Consider the following 18,704-nt stretch of genomic DNA (forward strand, 5'->3'; position numbering starts at 1 on the left):
CGCCGCAAAGGACGCTGGGGCAGGATGGGCGCGTGAGTGAGAGCGCGCCCGTCCCTGTGGGTCTGAGCACCGCCTCGGTGTGGCCGCTGCGCGCGGGCGCGGCGTTCGAGCTGGCCGCCGATCTCGGCTACGACGGCGTCGAGGTCATGGTCTGGGCTGATCCGATCAGCCAGGACGTCTCGGCGATCCGGCGCTGGTCGCGGCGCACCGGGATGCCGGTGCTGTCGGTGCATTCGCCGTCGCTGCTGATCACGCAGCGGATCTGGTCGCCGGATCCGGAGGTGCGCCTGCGCCGCTCCGTGGACGCCGCGCTGGAACTCGGTGCGCGCACGGTCGTGGTGCATCCGCCATTCCGCTGGCAGCGGCGGTACGGCGACGCGTTCGGCGATCTCGTGGACGAACTGGAGGACGCCAGCGGCGTGGACGTCGCGGTGGAGAACATGTTCAAGGTCCGTCCGCCCGGCGGGTCGCGTGATGCGCGCGTGTCGGCGTTCCGGCCGTCGATCGATCCCACAGACGTCGGATTCCGGCACTACACCTTGGATCTGTCGCATTCGGCCGCGGCGCGGATGGACGCGCTCGCGCTCGCGGACCGGATGGGGGCGGGGTTGAGCCACGTCCATTTGGCGGACGGGACCGGGATTCCGAAGGACGAGCACCTGATTCCGGGGCATGGCGGGCAGCCGTGTGCGGAGTTGCTGGAGAAGCTGGTCAGTGACGGGTTCGCCGGCCAGGTGGTGCTGGAGGTCAACACCCGGCATGCCACGGGGGCGGCGGCGCGGGCGCGGGCGTTGGCCGAGGCGCTGTTGTTCGCCCGGTTGCATCTGGGGCAATGATCCCTGGGTGATCTTGCTCGGCTGTCCGGGCGGTCCCTGCCCTGCTCGGCTCGCAAAGGCGGCCGGGCACCGTAAAGTGCGGGCGTGACCTCGTTGCCATCGCCGTCTCCAGATTTCGCCGGACCCGGTTCCACGCGCCGTATCGCCGTGGCCGGTCGTCCGTGAGCGCGGCCGACGACACCGCGACCGCCTTCGACGGGGCCACCTCAGTGCGGTCGCTCGGGGACGGCACGTTCACCGCGACGTTGCGAGCGGAATGGTCGATCGGGGTCCATCCGCACGGCGGGTTCCTGGTGGCGTTGCTGGCGAAAACCGCCGCCGCCGCGTTGCACGAGCGCGGGGACGCGACTGTCGATCCGCTCGCGGTGAGCACCGAATTCCTGCACGCGCCCGCGCTCGGCCCGGTGTTGCTGCGCGCGGACGTGCGCAAGGTCGGCCGCCGGGTTTCGGTGGTCGCGGTGTCGCTCGAACAGCGCGGCCGGGCCTGCGTCGAGGCGAGGGTCACGGTCGGCCGGTTGCCGATGCGCCGTTCCGAATGGACGGACCTGCCGCAGATGCCCGCCGAACCGCCGTCGAACGCGCCGCAGCTCGGCAAGGACACTCCGGAAGGCCCGTTCCACCTGTCCGCCGCCTGCGACGTCCGCCTGGACGCGGCGACCGCGGGATTCCTCACCGGACGCACCGGCGACCCGCCCCGGCTGCGGATGTGGGCGCGTCCGCGCGTGGGCCAGCCCGACGTGTACTTCTCGCTGCTGGCAGGCGACCTCAACCCGCCGGTGGTGGCGAACCTCGGCAGGCACGGCTGGGCTCCGACGGTCCAGCTGACCTCGCTGCTGCGCACCCGCCCGGCCCCTGGCTGGCTGCGGATCCTCGTCGAATCGCGCTCGGTGCACGAGCCGTGGTTCGACTCGGACGCGACCGTCGTGGACTCCCAAGGCAGGCTCGTCGCGCAGGTGCGGCAGCTGGCGCTCGCCCCGGCACCGGGCGGCTGAGCCGCGTTTGGCACGCTGAAGCGCATGAGTGTGATCGCGGTGCTGGGTGCGGGAAAGATCGGCGAAGCCCTGCTGTCGGGCCTGCTCAACGGCGGCCACGAGCCAGGCGACCTGCTCTTCACCGAGCGGTACGAGGAGCGGGCGCGCGAGCTGGAAACGCGCTACCCGGGCATGAAAGCGGCGACCGTCGCGGACGCGGCGCGGCGCGCGGACATCCTCGTGGTCGCGGTGAAGCCGCAGGACATCGAGCCGGTGCTCGACGAGCTGGCCCCGCTGCTCGGTCCGTCGTCGCTGGTGGTGTCGCTGTGCGCAGGGCTGCCGACCGCGCTGTACGAACGCCGGCTCGCTGAGGGCGTGCCGGTGGTCCGCGTGATGCCGAACACCCCGATGCTGGTCGGCGAGGCGATGAGTGCGATCTCACCCGGCCAGCACGCGACGCCCGCGCACGTCGCGACGGTCAAGGAACTGCTGTCGCACGTCGGCCAGGTCGTCGAGGTGCCGGAGCGACAGCAGGACGCGGTGACCGCACTGTCCGGATCCGGCCCGGCGTACTTCTTCTACCTGGTCGAGGCCATGATCGACGCGGGCATCCTGCTCGGTTTGCCGCGCGCGCTGGCCGGACAGCTGATCATCCAGTCGGCGGTCGGCGCGGCGAAGATGCTGGCCGAGGGCCAAGACCACCCGGTACTGCTGCGCGAGGCGGTGACGTCCCCCGCCGGGACCACCATCAACGCGATCCGCGAGCTGGAGAAGCACGGCGTGCGCGCGGCTTTGCTCGACGCGATCGAGGCCGCCCGCGACCGCTCGGAGGAGCTGGGGCGCGCCCACGAGAACTGATCGTCCGCCTCCGGCCGGACCGCCCCAATGCCGCATTGGGGTGTTCTCAGTGGCGCGGCGGGCGGCGTTGGTACGGCGAGGCGCAGCGTCGACGGGGCTGCGTTGCTTCTCCGCTCCGGTTGACGTCCGTGAGGGGCACCCTGAGGGAATCAGATTCCGTCAGGGTTCCCCTCACGACCTCCGCACCAGCCCGACCGCGCTCCTCGAGCGAGGGCAGCGTCACGCGCCGCGCTCGCGGATGGCTGCGTCCCTCTGGCGGCGGGTGGGGGCGAGGGTCGTGAAGGGCTCCTTGAGGGAATCAGATTCCCTCAAGGAGCCCTTCACGGACCTCGGCGGGAGATGAGCCGCCCGGCGCGCCCTAGCAAGCCGACGCCCGCATTGCCCTGACCAGCATCGCTGCCACGAACCCACCGCGTACCGCGCTGCTGAGAAACCTCAACGGGTGCATCTGACGCACCCAATGTGGCGTTCGGTGCGTCGCACGCACCCAATGCCGCATTGGGGTGCCCCGAGCCAGGGCCCGGGGGAGGGCGGCGGGTCCGCTGCTCCGTTCAGCGGTGCCGATGTCGTAGCACTACACCGGACCGAATCCGGCAAATCGGATACTGCTGCGCCGTCTGGGCTACGCGAAGCCCCAGGTGAGGGCCCATCCTGGTGACAGGCGTCGCACGAGTCCCACCTGTCCCGCTACCCTCGGAAGAGCACGTGCGTGTCGATACCACAGGTGGGGAAGCCTCGTGGCGCGACACGTGTCGAAGGACGCGGTAAACATGTCGCCGAACAAGAGGGAGGATTTGCCCGCGGTAGGGCAGGTCCAGTTTTTGACAGTCGCCGAAGTGGCCACGCTGATGCGGGTCTCGAAGATGACCGTGTACCGCCTGGTGCATTCGGGCGAACTTCCCGCGGTCAGAGTCGGGAAGTCCTTCCGGGTGCCGGAAAAAGCGGTGCACGAGTATCTGCAGGGTGCTTACTTCGACGTGGGCTGATCCGACGGCGGGCATGCGTCAGACCATGCCCGCCGACCAGCCCGCGCCGGGACGCTAGTAACCTGGTAAACCGCTCGTGCCTGTGCGCTCCACCCGTTGGACGCTGCGCCGGGCAGCGTGACCGACGACCAAGAGGAGCGCCCATGGGTTCCGTGATCAAGAAGCGCCGCAAGCGCATGTCGAAGAAGAAGCACCGCAAGCTGCTGCGCCGTACGCGCGTGCAGCGGCGCAAGGCCGGCAAGTGAGCCGTCCGCGCGGCTAGAGTTTCGTGGCCCGTCCAGTCTCTGGACGGGCCACACTCATGTTCGGACCTTCCTACGCCCGATCGAGTGAGGCGCGTATCGCAATCCGGACGTCCCTCGTAAATACCAGGTAAGACCTGGTCAGCAGGGTGTCCGGGGCCGGTAACATGGCAGGTGCATCAGCGCGATGCTTCCAGCGAGTGCAGGTTCGCGCACCCCGAGTGATCACTCCGTCTTGCACACTGCTGCCGATCAGGGAGTTCCATGGCCTCGAACATCGTGCTCGTCACCGGAGTCGCCGGCGACCTTGGCGGGAAGCTGCTCGCCAGGCTCGGCGCGCATCCGGATCTCGAGCGGGTGATCGGCGTCGACACCGCCCCGCCGTCCAAGGACGTCCAGCAGCGGATGGGCCGCGCCGAGTTCGTCCGCGCGGACATCCGCAATCCGCTCATCGCGAAGGTGATCAGCAGCGCCGAGGTGGACACCGTCGTGCACACCTCGTGCACCGCGCATCCGGCCGGGCCGAGCCGGCGCGCCGCGGTCAAGGAAGTCAACGTCATCGGCACCATGCGGCTGCTCGCCGCGTGCCAGCGCGCGCCGAAGGTGCGCAAGCTCGTGGTGAAGTCGAGTGCCGCGGTCTACGGCGCGGGCGCGCGTTCGCAGGCGGTGTTCACCGAGGATTCGGAGCTGATCCCGCCGTCGACCAGCGGCTACGCGAAGGACGCGGTCGAGATGGAGGGCTACGTGCGCGGGCTCGCCCGCCGCCGCCCGGACCTGACCGTCACGCTCCTGCGGTTCGCGAACATCATCGGCCCCGAGGTCGACACCGTGCTGGCCCGGTACTTCTCGCTGCCGGTCGTGCCGACGGTCTTCGGCTACGACTCCCGGCTGCAGCTGCTGCACGGGTCAGACGCGCTGTCAGTGCTCGAAATGGCGACGCTGGAAGACCGGCCGGGCGTGTTCAACGTCGCGTCCGAGGGCGTGCTGACCCTGTCGCAGGCGATCCGCCGGGCGGGCCGCGTCGGGCTGCCGATGCCGCGCGGCGTGGTGCCGTCGGTCGGGAAGCTGCTGCGCGGCGCCCGGCTGGTCGATTTCTCCGCCGACCAGGTGCGGCTGCTGAACTTCGGCCGCGCGGTCGACATCACGAAGCTCAAGAAGGAATTCGGGTACACGCCCCGCTGGACCACCCGCGAGGCGTTCGACGACTACGTGGCCGGCCGCGGCCTGCGTCCGGTGCTCGACGGCGGCGCGCTGGCCGGACTGGCGGGCAAAGTGCTCGAGGCCGCCGCCACCGGGCAGGCGCGCCGATGAACCACGCGACGAGGGCCGGAAGCGAGGCGAATCCCGTGAACAGTGCTGAGGCACAGGTCATTCCGCTGCATGGACCCGGCCGGGAGAAGCCGGCCGAGGCCCCGGCTCCGGTCGAGGAGCGGGTGGACGCGCCGGTCGTGGAGTTCCCGGCGCAGCCGTCCGGTCCGGTGCGCGAGCCGGCCGCCGATCCGCTGTCGGAATCAGTGCGCGGCGCGCTCACCTTCCTGCGCCACCGGCTCACCGGCGACTACGAGGTGGACGAGTTCGGCTTCGACGCCGAGCTCACCGAGACGCTCGTGCTGCCGCCGCTGCGCGCGCTGTACGAGAAGTGGTTCCGGGTCGACACGTTCGGCGTCGAGAACTTGCCGAAGGCGGGCGGCGCGCTGCTGGTGTCCAACCACTCCGGCACCTTGCCGCTCGACGCGCTGATGACCGCGGTCGCGGTCCACGACGAGACCGGCGGACGGCATCTGCGCGGCCTCGGCGCGGACCTGGTGTTCAAGCTGCCGCTGGTCGGGTCGTTCGCCCGCAAGTCAGGGCAGACGCTCGCCTGCAACGCCGACGCCGAACGCCTGCTGACCAACGGCGAACTGGTCGGCGTGTGGCCGGAAGGCTTCAAGGGCGTCGGGAAGCCGTTCTCCGCGCGGTACAAGCTGCAGCGCTTCGGCCGCGGCGGGTTCGTGTCCGCGGCGATGCGCGCGGGCGTGCCGATCATCCCGGTGTCGGTGGTCGGGGCCGAGGAGACGTATCCGAAGATCGGCGAGCTCAAGGTGCTGGCCCGGCTGCTCGGACTGCCGTACTTCCCGGTCACGCCGTTCTTCCCGCTGCTGGGCCCGCTCGGCGCGGTGCCGCTGCCGACGAAGTGGACCATCGAGTTCGGCGAACCGATCCGCACCGACGAGTACGGCCCGGAAGCGGTCGACGATCCGATGCTGGTGTTCACGCTCACCGACCAGGTCCGCGAGTCGATCCAGCACTCGCTGTACCGCAGGCTTTCCCAGCGCCGCAGCGTTTTCCGGGGTTGAGCTTCAGCCGGGCAGGCGCCAGCCCCGCCGCACTGAGCGTTCGCAGCGCCGCGGTTCGTCGCCGACGCTGACGAACAGCGCGGTCAGCAAGGCCGCGCCGTGCTCGAGCGTGTCGCGCGGCAGGGGGCCGTTCGCGACCAGCGAGACCAGGCCGTGCGCGATGGCCCAGCTTTGCGTGGCGAGTTCGAGCGCGTCGAGGCCTTCGCGGTACCGGCCCGTGTCGCGGCCGCGGGCGGCGGCTTGCACCAGGTACTCGAGGGTGTCGTCGGCGGCTTGGGCGTCTTCCAGGTCGAAGTTGGCGTCGAACATCACGCGGTACAGGTCCGGGTGGGCCAGCGCGTTGCCGAGGTACGCGGAGATCAGCGCGGCGTGGTCGCGTACCGGATCGGCGGACTGGCGGACCTCGGCCATCCGGTGCGCCAGCCGGGTAAAACCCTCCTGCCGCAAGGCTTTCCACAGCCCGTCCATGCTGTCGAAGTGCGTGTAGACGGCCATCGTCGACACTCCGGTGCCGGTCACGAGCGAGCGCAGGGTGATCGGTTCGCGGGTGCGGAGCATCTGCGCTGCCCGTTCGAGCAGCAAGGTGCGCACTGCCGGATCTTTCGCCCTCGCCATGGCGGCATTCTATAGCATTGCAATGCTATGTTTTGAAGACCGAGGATCTTCAGGAGGAAACATGGCCGTCACCCTGGTCAATCCCGCTTCGCTGCCGCAGGTCGGCCTCTACCGGCAGGTGGCCGTCGCGACCGGCTCGCGGACGGTGTACCTCGCCGGGCAGGTCGCGCGAACCGCGGACGGCGGGCACGTCGGGGAAGGGGACCTGGCCGCGCAGGTCGAGCAGGCTTACCTGAACGTGGCCGCGGCGCTGGCCGAGGTGGGCGCCACGTTCGCGGATGTCGCGCGGCTGACCGTGTATTTCGTCGAGTGGTCGCCGGAGAAGATGGGCGAGTTCGTCGAGGGCGTGCAGCGGGCGGAGAAGAAGCTGGGCGTCAGCATTCAGGCCCCGTTGACCGGGATCGGCGTGGCGTTCCTGGCCGAACCGGACCTGCTGGTCGAGGTCGAGGCGACCGCGGTGCTGGACTGATCCGGTTTCAGCGCCGGCGGTACGCCATCCCCGCGGCGACCGCCCCCGCGACCGCGCCCGCGCCGAGTACGGACGGGACGCCGATGCGGGCGGCTTTGCGGCCGGTGCGGAAGTCGCGGATCTCCCAGCCGCGGGCGCGCGCGACGTCGCGCAGGCCGCTGTCCGGGTTGACTGCCACCGCGGTGCCGACGACCGACAGCATCGGCACGTCGTTCTGCGAATCCGAATAAGCCGTGCAGCGCTTGAGGTTCAGGCCCTCCCGCGACGCGAGCGCGCGGACCGCGTGTGCCTTCGCGCGGCCGTGCAGCATGTCGCCGACCAACCGTCCGGTGTAGACGCCGTCCTTGGTTTCCGCGACCGTGCCGAGCGCGCCGGTGAGGCCGAGGCGGCGGGAGATGATCGCGGCGAGTTCGATCGGGGTCGCCGTGACGAGCCACACTCGCTGGCCCGCGTCGAGGTGCATCTGCGCGAGCGCGCGGGTGCCGGACCAGATCTTGTCCGCCATCAGCTCGTCGTAGATCTCCTCGCTCATCGTGGTGAGCTCCTCGACCGTGCGACCGGCCACAAAGGACAGCGCGCGCTCGCGGTGGGTCTTGATGTCGGCCTTGTTCTCGCGCCCGCCGATGCGGAACTTGACCTGGTCCCACACGAAACCGGCGAGGTCGGCCGAGGTGAAGAACTTGCGCGCGGCGAGCCCGCGGGCGAAGTAGAAGATCGACGCGCCCATCATCATCGTGTTGTCCACGTCGAAGAAGGCGCCCGCGGTGAGGTCCGGCGGCGCGGGCGGAACCGTCGTCGCCAGCTGCGCCGAGGAGGACGCGGCCTCCGCCGACGCTTCTCCGGCGAGCGTGGCGAGCCGCTCCAGTTCCTGACTCTTATCCTTGCCACGCCAAGCTGACACGCACACCGCCTCCAGGTTCGGGCACGTCCCGGCGGACGACGCCGACCGGGTCCTGCAGCACAGGGTAGCGACCGTGCGACTCACCCGTTGGAGATGTGGCCCGCGCCTCGGACAGGGGTTGCGTTCCGGGGTGACGCATGTCGCTGACCTTGGTGTCAGCCGATGACGATCGGTGGGAGTCCGGGGAGTAGCGGTGGGATCGAGACGACCGGCGGGGGTGCGGGCCGGGTCGGGATCCGGGGTGTGGTTGAGGGGTGGTCGGCGGCGGGACGCTCAGGGGGTTGCGTGCTGGGGTGACGCATGTCGCTGACCTTGGTGTCAGCCGATGACGATCGGTGGGAGTCCGGGGAGTAGCGGTGGGATCGAGACGACCGGCGGGGGTGCGGGCCGGGTCGGGATCCGGGGTGTGGTGGGGGCGGTGATCGGCGGCGGGACGCTCGGCGGGACCGGCGGGTGCGGGATCTCGGGCGACGTCGGCGTCGGGGTCGGCGTGCTCGGGTCGCTCAGCGTCGGTGACGAGACCGAGCGCACGGGCAGCGGGGAGTCCGTCGGCGGGACGCTCGTCCCGGCAGCAGGCGGCGGGCTGGTCGGCGTGGAGCCGCCGGGTGACAGCGGTTGCTGGGTGCACGCGCCGCGCGCCGGGAGGAGGCCGAGTTCGTCCGTGGTGCCGGTGGTGATCTGGTAGCAGCTCAGCCGCGAGCCCAGCGCGGAAGTCCGCTGCTGTACCCGGTCGAGCAGGAGGCGTGCCTGCTGGAGATCCGCGAGGGCGGACGCCGGGACGTCGGCCTGCTCCGACTCCAGCTGCCGCGACTGGCTCTGCGCCCACGATTCCAGCGACGTCAGCCGCGTGCGGTTGCCGCTCGTCGTCGCCAGTTCGGTGAGTTCGGACACGCCCGCGCGGACGTCACTGCTGAAATCGTGCAGCGCGGTTTGGTACGCCGACGGGCTGGCGTCGCTCATCCGGCCCAGTTCGGTGACGCGGTTCGCGGCGAACTTCAGGTGTTTCTCGGCCTTGGCCTCGTCGCCGAAGGTCAGCCCGAGCGACGTGACTTCGCCGGCTCGCTTCACGCTGTACAGCGCGTCTCCAGGCAGGGCGTCTCGCGAAAGCAGCAGCGTGAGCCCGCCAAGGCCGAGGATCAGCGCGATGCCTGCGGCGGCGAGGTCGGCCATTCGCGGCCGCCACCGGCGGCGGGGGAGCGGTTCGCCGATGCGGCCTTCGATCTCGGCGCGGATCCGGGCTCGGGTGGCGGGATCGGGGGCTCCGGCTTGGCCCAGTTCGCGCAGCGCACCGACCAGTGCCAGCTCTTCGGCGAATTCTTCCGGCCGCTGTCCGGGGGAAGCATCGATCGCGTCGTCGAACCGTTCGCTCTCGGTCCGACCACGCGAAAACCACCCGGGCACGCCCACGGTGCTGCTCCGTCTCCACCCAACGCCCGGCCCTGACCGCCGGTCTGGGTGAGAAACGATTAAGAAGCCGAAAAAGTTACGGCTGTTCGTTGAACGATCAACGCAAGCCGGTGGGCAGCAGCTGCGCGAGCCGCCGGACCGCCCGGTGCTGCAGTGCCTTCACCGCGCCCTCGTTGCGGTCCATGATCTGCGCGGTCTCCGCGACCGACAGCCCCTGGAGGAACCGCAGCACGATGCATTCGCGCTGGTCCTCGCCCAGTTCGGCGACGCAGCGCAGCAGTTCGGCCCTGGTCGCGCCCGCGATCGCCTGCTGTTCGGGCCCGGCCTGGGCGACCGGGCCGACCGGTCCGCCGGGCACGCCGCCCGGTTCGGCGACCTCGTCGGTGACGACCTCGAGCCGGAACCGGCTGGACTTCACGTGGTCGAGGATCAGGTTGCGGGCGATGGTGACGAACCACGCGCCGACGTCGCGGCCCTGGTAGCTGACCGATGTGATCCGGCGCAGTGCGCGCAGGAAGGTCTCGCTGGTGACGTCCTCGGCCAGGTCGCGGTCGCCGAGGCGGAAGAGCGCGTAGCGGTAGACGACGTCGACGTACCGGTCGTACAGCTGGCCGAACGCGGAGGACTCGCCCGCTTGCGCGGCCCGCACCAGTTCCCACGCCTCGGCCTTCGCGACCTCGGCGGGATCCGGTTCGGCGTCGGCCTTGGGCAGCGGCACGGCGGCCGCGGGCGAGCCGAACACGCGGTCGGCGAACATCGAGACCGGACCGCGGTGCGGAGCGGCGGACAGGGTGATCGGACGGCTCATCGGGCGGCACCTCCGGCGGTCCCTGGTGCGGCCGGGCGCGTACCCGAGGGCGTGCGGGCGTGCCTCGGCGCGTGTCCCACACCCTCGTGGACCGGCGGCTTCGGCACGACGACTCCCTTGCTCGGGTCACCCGGTAGTGATCAACGCCACCCGGCGACGCAGTGCAGCATACGTGTTGTTACCGCGAAGTAGGTAGTGTCCCGGTCAGGCAGAGGTGCGACGATCGCGCAGCATCCCCATTACGGGTGACAAGATGACGAATCCGCAACGGAACGAGAGGGGTGGGGGTGGACCGGATCAGCACCGCCCACGGCGTCGCCGGCCTGCTCGCCGATGCGGCCAGCCGCTGGCCGGATCGCACGGCGATCACCGAGACGGGCACGGGTGCCATGCTGACCTGGCGAGAGCTCGACGACGCGGCGCACGCGCAAGCACGCCGGCTGGTGTCCTCCGGCGTCGCGCCGGGCGACCCGGTGGTGCTGCGGCTCCCGACGTCGGCTGACTTCGCGGTCGCCCTGTTCGCGGTGCTACGCGCGGGCGGAATCGCCGTCCCGCTCTCTCCGCAGGCCCCCGCACCTGAACTTGAACGGCTGCTGGAGCACTGCGGCGCGAAACGTGTGGTGCAGCGCGACGACGCCGAACTGCCCGAGGGCATCGCCGGCCTGCCGCCGCGCGACGACGAGCCGGGCGACGCGGTCGACCTCGGCCGGTCCGGCGAGGACATCGCGGTCATCTCGTACACGTCCGGCACGACCGGTCCGCCGCGCGGAGTGCTGCTGTCGCACCGCGCGCTGCTGGCGAACCTCGATCAGCTGTCCCAAGTGGACGGAGTGACCGAGCACGACGACCGGGTGCTGGTCTCGATCCCGCTCTTCCATGTCTACGGTCTCGGCCCGGGCCTGCTCATGGCCACGGCCGTCGGCGCGACGCTGGTGCTGTCCGAACGCTTCGAAGCCCGGCGGACGCTCCAGGACTGCGCCGAGCATGGCGTCACGGCGATCACCGGCGTGCCCGCGATGTACAACGAATTCGCCGCGCTCGACCCCGAAGAGCTGGCTCATGGCCTGGCGACGGTGAAACGGCTGACGTCCGGTGCCGCGCCGTTGCACCCCAAGGTGCTCGCGGCGATCCGCGAAGCCGCCGGGGTCGACGTGTACGAGGGCTACGGGCTCACCGAATGCGCGCCGGTTGTGACGTCGACGCTGGTCACCGGCTATCCGAAGCCCGGATCGGTCGGACGTCCCCTGCCCGGCATCGAGCTGCGGCTGGTGGAGTCGGACGGGTCCGCGGACGAGTTGCCGCTCGATCCCGAAGAGCCGGACGATGTGTTCGAGGCGGGCGGCAGCACCGGGCTGGTGTCGGTGCGCGGTGCCAACCTCTTCTCCGGGTACTGGCCGGACGGTGCGCACGGCCCGGACGCCGAGGGCTGGTTCCGGACCGGCGACGTCGGCTACCTCGACTCCGACGGCGATCTGCACCTGGTCGACCGGGCCAACGACTTGATCATCGTCAACGGGTTCAACGTCTTCCCGCACGAGGTCGAGGAAGTGATCTCGCAGCTGCCCGGGGTAGCTGAGGCCGCCGTCGTTGGCGTGGTCGACGAGCGAAGCGGCGAAGCGGTGAAGGCGGTCGTGGTGCCTGCCGAGGGCGCGGCACTGTCGGAGCAGCAGGTGGTGGACCAGTGCACCGCGCATCTCGCCGGGTACAAGGTGCCGCACACCGTCGAGTTCGCGGAGACGTTGCCGCATTCGGCGACCGGGAAGCTGCGCCGGCTGAAGCTACGCTGATCCTGTGCACAAAGTGACCGTGATGAGCCGCGAAGGATGCCACCTGTGCGACGTGGCCGAGGCGGACGTCGCGCGGGTCTGCGGCGAGCTGGGCGTGCCGTGGGAGACCGCGGACGTCGACAGCGACCCGGAATGGCGGGCCGAATACGGCGACCAGGTGCCGGTGATCCTGATCGACGGGGTCGAGCACGGGTACTGGCGCGTCGAGGAAGAACGGCTGCGCGCGGCACTGCGGTAAGCAACCCGTAAGCGCTTTGAACGGGCCGGACCCGCCCGGACCCGCCGAAGATGGTGGGGTGAGTGCGTTGAAAGAAGCCCCGCCGACCGTCCGGCCGCGCCTGTCGCTGGGCATCGCGACCTTCATCGGGCTGGTCTCACTGGCCGTCGCGCTGGGCGTGGGGCATCTGGTTGCCGGATTTGTCGGGTACAACGCGTCGCCGTTCGTCGCGGTCGCGGACTTCGTCATCGCGCACAGCCCGCACGCCGTCGTGGTGTGGGCGGAGCAGACGATCGGGACCGCCGACAAGACCGTGCTCAAGATCGGCCTGGCTGTGGTGCTGCTGGCGTTCGCGGTGCTCGCCGGACAGCTTTCGCGCCGTCGTGCGCTGCCCGGCCAGCTGCTGGTGGTCTTGGTGGGCGCGTTCGGGATCTTCGCGGTGTTCGAGCGCACGGACGTCGGACAGCTCGCGTTGCTGTCTCCGGTGCTGGCGCTGGGCGCTTCGCTGCTGGTGTTCAGCTGGTTGCACAAACGCGCGCTGCCGGCGGAAACCGAACCGCGGCAAGGGCTCAGCCGTCGCCAGGTCCTGCAGCGCGGCGCGGGAATCGCGGCCGGCGCCGGGGTGGCGGCGATCGTCGGCGAGGTCGTGTCCACCACCAGCAGCGCGACCGGTTCGCGCGCGTCGATCGGTCCGCTGGTCGCCGCGAAGAAGGCTCCGCCGCTGCCGCCGGACGCGGATTTCCACAAGCTCGGCTCGCCGCCGTTCATCACGCCGAACGGGAGTTTCTACCGGATCGACACCGCGTTCGTCGTGCCGCAGGTGCGGGCCGAGGACTGGACTCTCAAGATCCACGGCATGGTCGACCGCGAGGTGAGCTTTTCCTACGCGGACATCCGGAACCGGCCGCTGATCGAGCGGACGGTGACGCTCACCTGCGTCTCCAACGAGGTCGGCGGCGACCTGATCTCCACCGCGAACTTCATCGGCGTCGACCTGGTCGACCTGCTGGACGCGGCTGGCGTGCAGGCGGGCGCGCAGCAGATGTACGCGACCAGCGTCGACGGGTTCACCTGCGGCACCCCGGCCAACGTCGCGTTCGACCCGGCGCGCGGCGCGATGCTCGCGATCGGCATGAACGGCGAGCCGCTGCCGGTCGAGCACGGCTTCCCGGCGCGGATCGTGATCCCCGGGCTGTACGGCTACGTCTCGGCGACCAAATGGGTTACTGACCTGGAGTTCACGACCTGGGACGCGCGGCAGGCGTACTGGCTGCAGCGCGGCTGGGCGGAACAGGCCCCGATCAAGACCGAATCGCGAATCGACGCACCGGGCGACGGCACGTCGGTGCGCGCGGGCAAGGTCCGGGTCGCGGGGACGGCGTGGGCGCAGCACGTCGGGATCGCGAAGGTGGAAGTACGCGTGGACCAGGGCGCGTGGGTCCCGGCGACGCTGTCGGCCGAGGTCAACAAGGACACGTGGCGGATGTGGTGGGCCGAGGTGCCGGTGCCGCCGGGCAGCCACACGGTGACGGTGCGGGCGACGGACCAGTCCGGGTACACGCAGACTGACCATCCTGCGGACCCGGTGCCGGACGGTGCGACTGGATGGCACAAGGTGCCGTTCACCGCGGTGTGAACCTAGACCTGCGAAGAGCCGGGACAGCCTCAGGCGTGGTGCCCGCCGCTAGCTGATGCGGGGCGGAGGCAGTTGGCGGCTGAGCGCGTCGGCGAGCTGGTGTAGGTCATTGAGAGCCGGTTCGATGCGGGCGAGGTCCATGCGACCGTCTGCCCACGTCCACAACTGGCCCGCGACAAGCCGGAACGGCTGGCGGTGTGTGGTGACCCAGCTCCGGACCTGCGGGGTGAGGTCGGCAGGCGCCCCATCGACCGCCCAACCCCGATCGAAGTCGGAACCGCCGCTGGAGCTGGTCTTGAGGCCATGGGCCAACTGCCTGAGCATGCCGCGCGGCCGGACGGTCAGGTCTGGTGCCGCCCCAGGTAACTGGAGGGCGAAGACCTGGGTGAACTGCCGCTCGGCGCGATCGCTTGACTCAGCGTCGTCATGGCCAAAGACGGCGCTGTACTCGAACGACGTGAATTCGCGATCGCCGTTCGTTCCGGTGACGACGTGCCAAGCCCGAGGACGCCGCCCATCGTTGAACGGATACCCGTGACAACGGCCGAGAAGGTCGCGGTCCCGCTCTTGGTAGGCCCAACCATGCTCGGCCGCCGCGGCGGCGTACTGGTCGCGGCGTTTGCGGTAGTTGCGGAAGTACCAGTACGCGTAACCGCCGATCAAAACTACGGAAGGGATGCCTAGCAGCCACTGACTCACGAGTTGCTCCCGAATAAGGTGATGGTTGGTGGCTGTCATCCCGGCAACGACTGGATAACTTTAGCCGCTGCCCGAAGGGGTTACGTCTTAACGCGGGTGCGGGCGTGCCGCAGCTTGCGGCTGCTGAGTCTGCCTCGCAGCAGGTTGGTGCTGGCCGTTCGGACGGGCCGATGGCGAGGCAACTGAAGATCGTCATCGGAAGTGCGCTTACAGGCGGACCGCAGGCTTCGTTGTGCTTCTGGTCATGCGGATGACCAGTGACTTTGTGCATGCGTTCACAAGTGGACTACCGTAGGAACCCGTCCCCGCGAGGACCGGCATCGAACCGGACGGAAGCCGTGGGGTCAAGGGTTGGTTTTCCACTGCCGGTCAAGGCAGGTGGGGGACAGCGCGGGCACGAAGCCGGATTGAGGAGAAGTCAGCGTGGTGACACAGCGGGGCGGGCGCAGCGGTGCCGAACCGCCGGCCACGCCTCCCCGCGACGAATCCGACGTCGCCGAATCCGCCCCGCCTGCCGCGCGCCGGTCCGGTGGACGGCACGCCGCGGGCAGCCGCCGTCGAGCCACGGTGAGCGAGAACGGCTTGGCGCGCAACGGAAACTCGGCGGGCACGGAGAACGGGGACGACCAGGTCGCTGGCGGCGGCGAGCACGCGGCGGGCAACGGGCGCGTCTCCGGGAATGGCCGGGCCGCGTCCAGTAACGGCAATGGCAACGGCCGCGCCAGCCGGGCGAGCACCCGGGCCGCCGCCGAAGCCCAGGCTGAAACCCAGGCCGAAGCGGAGAGCGACGCCAAACCCCGCACCCGCCGCGCCGCCCGCACCTCCCGCCCAGCCCCGGACGCCGACAACGCGCCTACCGCCGAGATGCCCGCCGTCTCCGATGCGGAGGACACCGCGGTCCGCGCGAAGCAGATTCCGGAGGCCGCCGTCGCCCGGCTGGCCGTCTACCTGCGGATCCTCTCCGGATTGGCCGAACAGGGCGCGACCACCGTCTCCAGCGAGGAACTCTCCGCCGCGGCGGGCGTGAACTCCGCCAAGCTCCGCAAAGACCTCTCCTACCTGGGCTCGTACGGCACCCGCGGCGTCGGCTACGAGGTGCAGGTGCTCGTCAGCCAGATCGAGCGGATCCTCGGCCTCACCCGGCAGCACCGGGTCGCCGTGGTCGGGATCGGCAACCTCGGCCACGCGCTCGCCAACTACGGCGGATTCCCCGGCCGCGGCTTCCCGGTCGAAGCGCTCTTCGACCTCGACCCCGATCTGATCGGCGTCCCCGTAGGGGGTCTCCCGGTCTCCCACATGGACGACATTCCTCGCGTTTGCTCCGAAAGGGAGATTTCCGTGGGGATCATCGCCACACCTCCTACCGCCGCGCAGTCGGTGTGCGACAGGCTGGTAGCAGGCGGCGTCCAGTGCATCCTCAACTTCGCGCCGGTAGTGCTCCAGGTGCCGGCACACGTCGAGGTCCGCAAGGTCGACCTGGCCGTCGAGCTGCAGATCCTCTCGTTCCACGTGGCTCGGCGCGCCGACAGCGCGGCATCCGCCGGGGAAAACCGGGGGAATACCGGGTTACCCGGCGCCGGCGGGCCCGCCGACAATGGGAGCGGACGAAACGGCGCCGGTACGGACGGCGGTCTCGGAATGGTGGTGCGCTGAATGAGCGTGTTGGCGGTCGGGCTCTCCCATCGCAGTGCGGATCTCGGCACGCTCGAGCGCGCGGCGATCCCCGCGGACGAGCTGACCAAGGTCCTGCACGACCTGCAGCAGGCGGAGCACATCAGCGAGGTCATGCTCGTCTCGACGTGCAACCGCATCGAGGTCTACGCCGTGGTCGAGACGTTCCACGGCGGCGTCAACGACGTCTCGGAGGTGCTCTCCCGCAAGGCCGGGATGGAGCCCGCCGAGCTGTACGACAGCCTGTACGTGCACTACGCGGGCGCGGCCGTCGAGCACCTGTTCTCCGTCGCCTCGGGCCTCGACTCGATGGTGGTCGGCGAGACGCAGATCCTCGGCCAGGTCCGGTCCTCGTACGCGACCGCGCGCGACGCCGGCACCGTCGGCCGCACACTGCACGAGCTGATCCAGACCACGCTGCGCGTCGGCAAGCGCGTGCACTCCGAGACCGGGCTCGACCAGCTCGGCGCGTCCGTCGTGTCCGAGGCGCTGGCCGCCGCGGGGGACATCGCGGGCAAGCACGCGCTGATCGTCGGGGCCGGTTCGATGGGCGCGCTCGCCGCCGCCCAGCTGCGCAAGGCCGGGATCGCCGAGATCACCGTGGCCAACCGCACCGAAGCCAACGCCGCCCGGCTGGCCGAGAAGGTCGTCGCGGAGGGGATCCCGGCTCGTTCGGTGCCGCTGACTGAACTCGCGGACGCGGTCGAACTGGCCGATCTCGTCGTGGCGTGCACCGGTGCGCAGGACGCGGTCTTCCTCGCCGGGCACGTGCCCGCGCGCGCCGGCCGGCGGCTGGTCGTCTGCGACCTCGGGCTGCCCAAGGACGTCGACCCCGCGGTCGCCGAACTCGCCGACGTCACCGTGGTCGACCTGGAGACGATCCAGCGCCGCATGCGCGACGCCGGAGCCCCGACCACCGAGCGGCAGACCGCCAAAGCCAACGGCATCGTGCTCGACGAGGTGCGCGAGTACCTCGCCGGACAGCGCAGTGCCGAGGTCACGCCGACGGTCACCGCGCTGCGCAGGCGCGCGGCCGAGGTCGTGGACGCGGAGCTGCTCCGCCTGGACAACCGGCTGCCGGAACTCGACAGCCAGGTTCGCGAAGAGGTCGGCCGCACGGTTCGCCGCGTGGTCGACAAGCTGCTGCACGCGCCGACGGTGCGGGTCAAGCAGCTGGCCGCCGAGACGGCCGACACCGACTACGCCAACGCGTTGCGGGAACTGTTCTGCCTCGACCCGCAGGCTCCTGCGGCCGTGGCGAGCCCGACAGCGCCGGAATCCGAGAAGAAGCGGTAAGTGACCAGAGTCATTCGCATCGGCACGCGGGGCAGCAAGCTCGCCCTCGCGCAGACCGGCATCGTCGCCGACACCATCCGCGCCACCGGGGCGGAGGTGGAGATCGTCACCGTCACCACCCCCGGCGACCTCTCCAGCGCCCCGATCTCGCAGATCGGGGTCGGCGTGTTCACCTCGGCGCTGCGGGAAGCGTTGCTGCGCAACGAGATCGACGTCGCCGTGCACTCGTACAAGGACCTGCCCACCGCGCCCGAGGACGGCCTCGTGCTGGCCGCGGTGCCGCCGCGCGAGGACCCGCGCGACGCGCTGATCGCGCGCGACGGCCTCACCCTCGGCGAGCTTCCGCCGGGCGCGAAGGTCGGCACCGGCGCGGCCCGGCGGATGGCGCAGCTGCGCGCGCTGGGTCTCGGTTTGGAAATCGTGCCGATCCGAGGCAATATCGATACCCGCATGCGCAAGGTGACCGACGGCGAGCTGGATGCCGTGGTGCTCGCGCGTGCCGGACTGGCCAGGGTCGGCCGGGTGGACGAGATCACCGAAACCCTCGACCCGATCCAGATGCTGCCCGCCCCCGCGCAGGGGGCGCTGGCGCTGGAGTGCCGGGCCGCCGACGTGGACATCGAGCACCTGCTCGCGTCCGCGGTGGACGACGAGAGCACGCGGGTCGCGGTGACGGCCGAACGGGCTCTGCTCGCCGCGCTCGAAGCCGGGTGCAGCGCGCCGGTGGGCGCGCTCGCCGAGATCGTCGAGGACCTCGACGACGAGGGCGCGGTGGTGGAACGCATCTCGCTGCGCGGCACCGCTGCCGTCGAAGGCGAGAACGGCGGCGTCGACATGGTGCGGGCGTCCGCGATCGCCGGGATCGGCGAGGCGGAGAAGCTCGGCCGGGAACTGGCCGCCGAACTGCTTGACCTGGGAGCCGGGGCGCTGCTCGGCCCCGCGCTGTGACGCCAGCCGTCACCGACCCGC

Annotated in this window: 19 protein-coding genes; 14 read left to right on the forward strand and 5 right to left on the reverse strand. The window is 70.6% G+C overall.

All coding sequences use genetic code 11. The features are described from left to right. Positions 1-32: 32 nt before the first annotated feature. The 7 genes from WA670_RS06695 (at position 33) to WA670_RS06725 (ending at position 6,229) form a co-directional block, all read left to right on the forward strand. Complete coding sequence (locus tag WA670_RS06695; RefSeq protein ID WP_037818826.1) at positions 33-836, forward strand: sugar phosphate isomerase/epimerase family protein; 804 nt, start codon at positions 33-35, stop codon at positions 834-836. A gap of 161 nt (positions 837-997) precedes the next feature. Further along, a complete protein-coding gene (locus WA670_RS06700) occupies positions 998-1,828 on the forward strand; it encodes a thioesterase family protein (RefSeq protein ID WP_043836187.1) in 831 nt (276 codons plus the stop codon). 24 nt (positions 1,829-1,852) lie between these two features. Next, on the forward strand, positions 1,853-2,665 hold the full coding sequence (gene proC, locus WA670_RS06705) for a pyrroline-5-carboxylate reductase (protein WP_037818829.1): 813 nt from the start codon (positions 1,853-1,855) through the stop codon (positions 2,663-2,665). Between the two features lie 770 nt (positions 2,666-3,435). Beyond that, a complete protein-coding gene (locus WA670_RS06710; protein WP_033291067.1) occupies positions 3,436-3,651 on the forward strand; it encodes a helix-turn-helix domain-containing protein in 216 nt (71 codons plus the stop codon). Between the two features lie 143 nt (positions 3,652-3,794). After that, positions 3,795-3,896, forward strand: coding sequence for a 30S ribosomal protein bS22 (locus WA670_RS06715; protein ID WP_007030867.1), 102 nt, complete (start codon positions 3,795-3,797; stop codon positions 3,894-3,896). A 261-nt stretch (positions 3,897-4,157) separates the two neighbouring features. After that, positions 4,158-5,204, forward strand: coding sequence for an NAD-dependent epimerase/dehydratase family protein (locus WA670_RS06720; RefSeq protein WP_037818830.1), 1,047 nt, complete (start codon positions 4,158-4,160; stop codon positions 5,202-5,204). After that, positions 5,201-6,229, forward strand: coding sequence for a lysophospholipid acyltransferase family protein (locus WA670_RS06725; protein WP_134734534.1), 1,029 nt, complete (start codon positions 5,201-5,203; stop codon positions 6,227-6,229). The genes WA670_RS06720 and WA670_RS06725 overlap by 4 nt, the downstream gene beginning before the upstream one ends. 3 nt (positions 6,230-6,232) lie before the next feature. On the opposite strand, the gene WA670_RS06730 is transcribed toward WA670_RS06725, so the two are convergent. Further along, on the reverse strand, positions 6,233-6,844 hold the full coding sequence (locus tag WA670_RS06730; RefSeq protein WP_336157147.1) for a TetR/AcrR family transcriptional regulator: 612 nt from the start codon (positions 6,842-6,844) through the stop codon (positions 6,233-6,235). Between the two features lie 61 nt (positions 6,845-6,905). Between WA670_RS06730 and WA670_RS06735 the strand changes: the two genes are divergently transcribed. Beyond that, complete coding sequence (locus WA670_RS06735) at positions 6,906-7,313, forward strand: RidA family protein (protein WP_336157148.1); 408 nt, start codon at positions 6,906-6,908, stop codon at positions 7,311-7,313. A 7-nt stretch (positions 7,314-7,320) separates the two neighbouring features. Here WA670_RS06735 and WA670_RS06740 read toward each other — a convergent pair whose 3' ends face one another. The 3 genes from WA670_RS06740 to WA670_RS06750 form a co-directional block, all read right to left on the reverse strand. After that, positions 7,321-8,229 carry an HAD family hydrolase gene (locus WA670_RS06740; RefSeq protein WP_051729659.1) on the reverse strand — a complete coding sequence of 303 codons (909 nt, stop codon included), beginning with the start codon at positions 8,227-8,229 and terminating at the stop codon, positions 7,321-7,323. 303 nt (positions 8,230-8,532) lie between these two features. Continuing rightward, on the reverse strand, positions 8,533-9,621 hold the full coding sequence (locus WA670_RS06745) for a DUF5667 domain-containing protein (protein WP_336157149.1): 1,089 nt from the start codon (positions 9,619-9,621) through the stop codon (positions 8,533-8,535). A gap of 97 nt (positions 9,622-9,718) precedes the next feature. Continuing rightward, complete coding sequence (locus WA670_RS06750) at positions 9,719-10,429, reverse strand: sigma-70 family RNA polymerase sigma factor (protein WP_199818095.1); 711 nt, start codon at positions 10,427-10,429, stop codon at positions 9,719-9,721. 281 nt (positions 10,430-10,710) lie between these two features. Here WA670_RS06750 and WA670_RS06755 point away from each other — a divergent pair, with 281 nt between their 5' ends. The 3 genes from WA670_RS06755 to WA670_RS06765 are packed head-to-tail and all read left to right on the forward strand — an operon-like array spanning position 10,711 to position 14,069. Further along, positions 10,711-12,216 (forward strand): AMP-binding protein, encoded by a 1,506-nt coding sequence (locus WA670_RS06755; RefSeq protein ID WP_134734531.1) that lies wholly within the window; start codon positions 10,711-10,713, stop codon positions 12,214-12,216. Between the two features lie 22 nt (positions 12,217-12,238). Next, on the forward strand, positions 12,239-12,454 hold the full coding sequence (locus tag WA670_RS06760; RefSeq protein WP_134734536.1) for a glutaredoxin family protein: 216 nt from the start codon (positions 12,239-12,241) through the stop codon (positions 12,452-12,454). 58 nt (positions 12,455-12,512) lie between these two features. Then, on the forward strand, positions 12,513-14,069 hold the full coding sequence (locus tag WA670_RS06765; protein ID WP_134734530.1) for a molybdopterin-dependent oxidoreductase: 1,557 nt from the start codon (positions 12,513-12,515) through the stop codon (positions 14,067-14,069). A gap of 48 nt (positions 14,070-14,117) precedes the next feature. On the opposite strand, the gene WA670_RS06770 is transcribed toward WA670_RS06765, so the two are convergent. Then, positions 14,118-14,768 (reverse strand): hypothetical protein, encoded by a 651-nt coding sequence (locus tag WA670_RS06770; protein ID WP_134734529.1) that lies wholly within the window; start codon positions 14,766-14,768, stop codon positions 14,118-14,120. A gap of 864 nt (positions 14,769-15,632) precedes the next feature. Here WA670_RS06770 and WA670_RS06775 point away from each other — a divergent pair. Genes WA670_RS06775 through hemC form a run of 3 tightly spaced genes read left to right on the forward strand, consistent with a single transcriptional unit; the run spans position 15,633 to position 18,683 of the window. After that, complete coding sequence (locus WA670_RS06775) at positions 15,633-16,421, forward strand: redox-sensing transcriptional repressor Rex (protein WP_037818914.1); 789 nt, start codon at positions 15,633-15,635, stop codon at positions 16,419-16,421. Further along, a complete protein-coding gene (locus WA670_RS06780) occupies positions 16,422-17,735 on the forward strand; it encodes a glutamyl-tRNA reductase (protein WP_037818840.1) in 1,314 nt (437 codons plus the stop codon). Next, positions 17,736-18,683, forward strand: a complete 948-nt coding sequence (hemC, locus tag WA670_RS06785) for a hydroxymethylbilane synthase (RefSeq protein ID WP_037818841.1) — start codon at positions 17,736-17,738, stop codon at positions 18,681-18,683. It begins immediately after the preceding gene. Positions 18,684-18,704 lie beyond the last annotated feature (21 nt).

The organism is Amycolatopsis sp. VC5-11, from assembly GCF_037034185.1.
Taxonomy (GTDB): Bacteria; Actinomycetota; Actinomycetes; order Mycobacteriales; family Pseudonocardiaceae; genus Amycolatopsis; species Amycolatopsis nivea.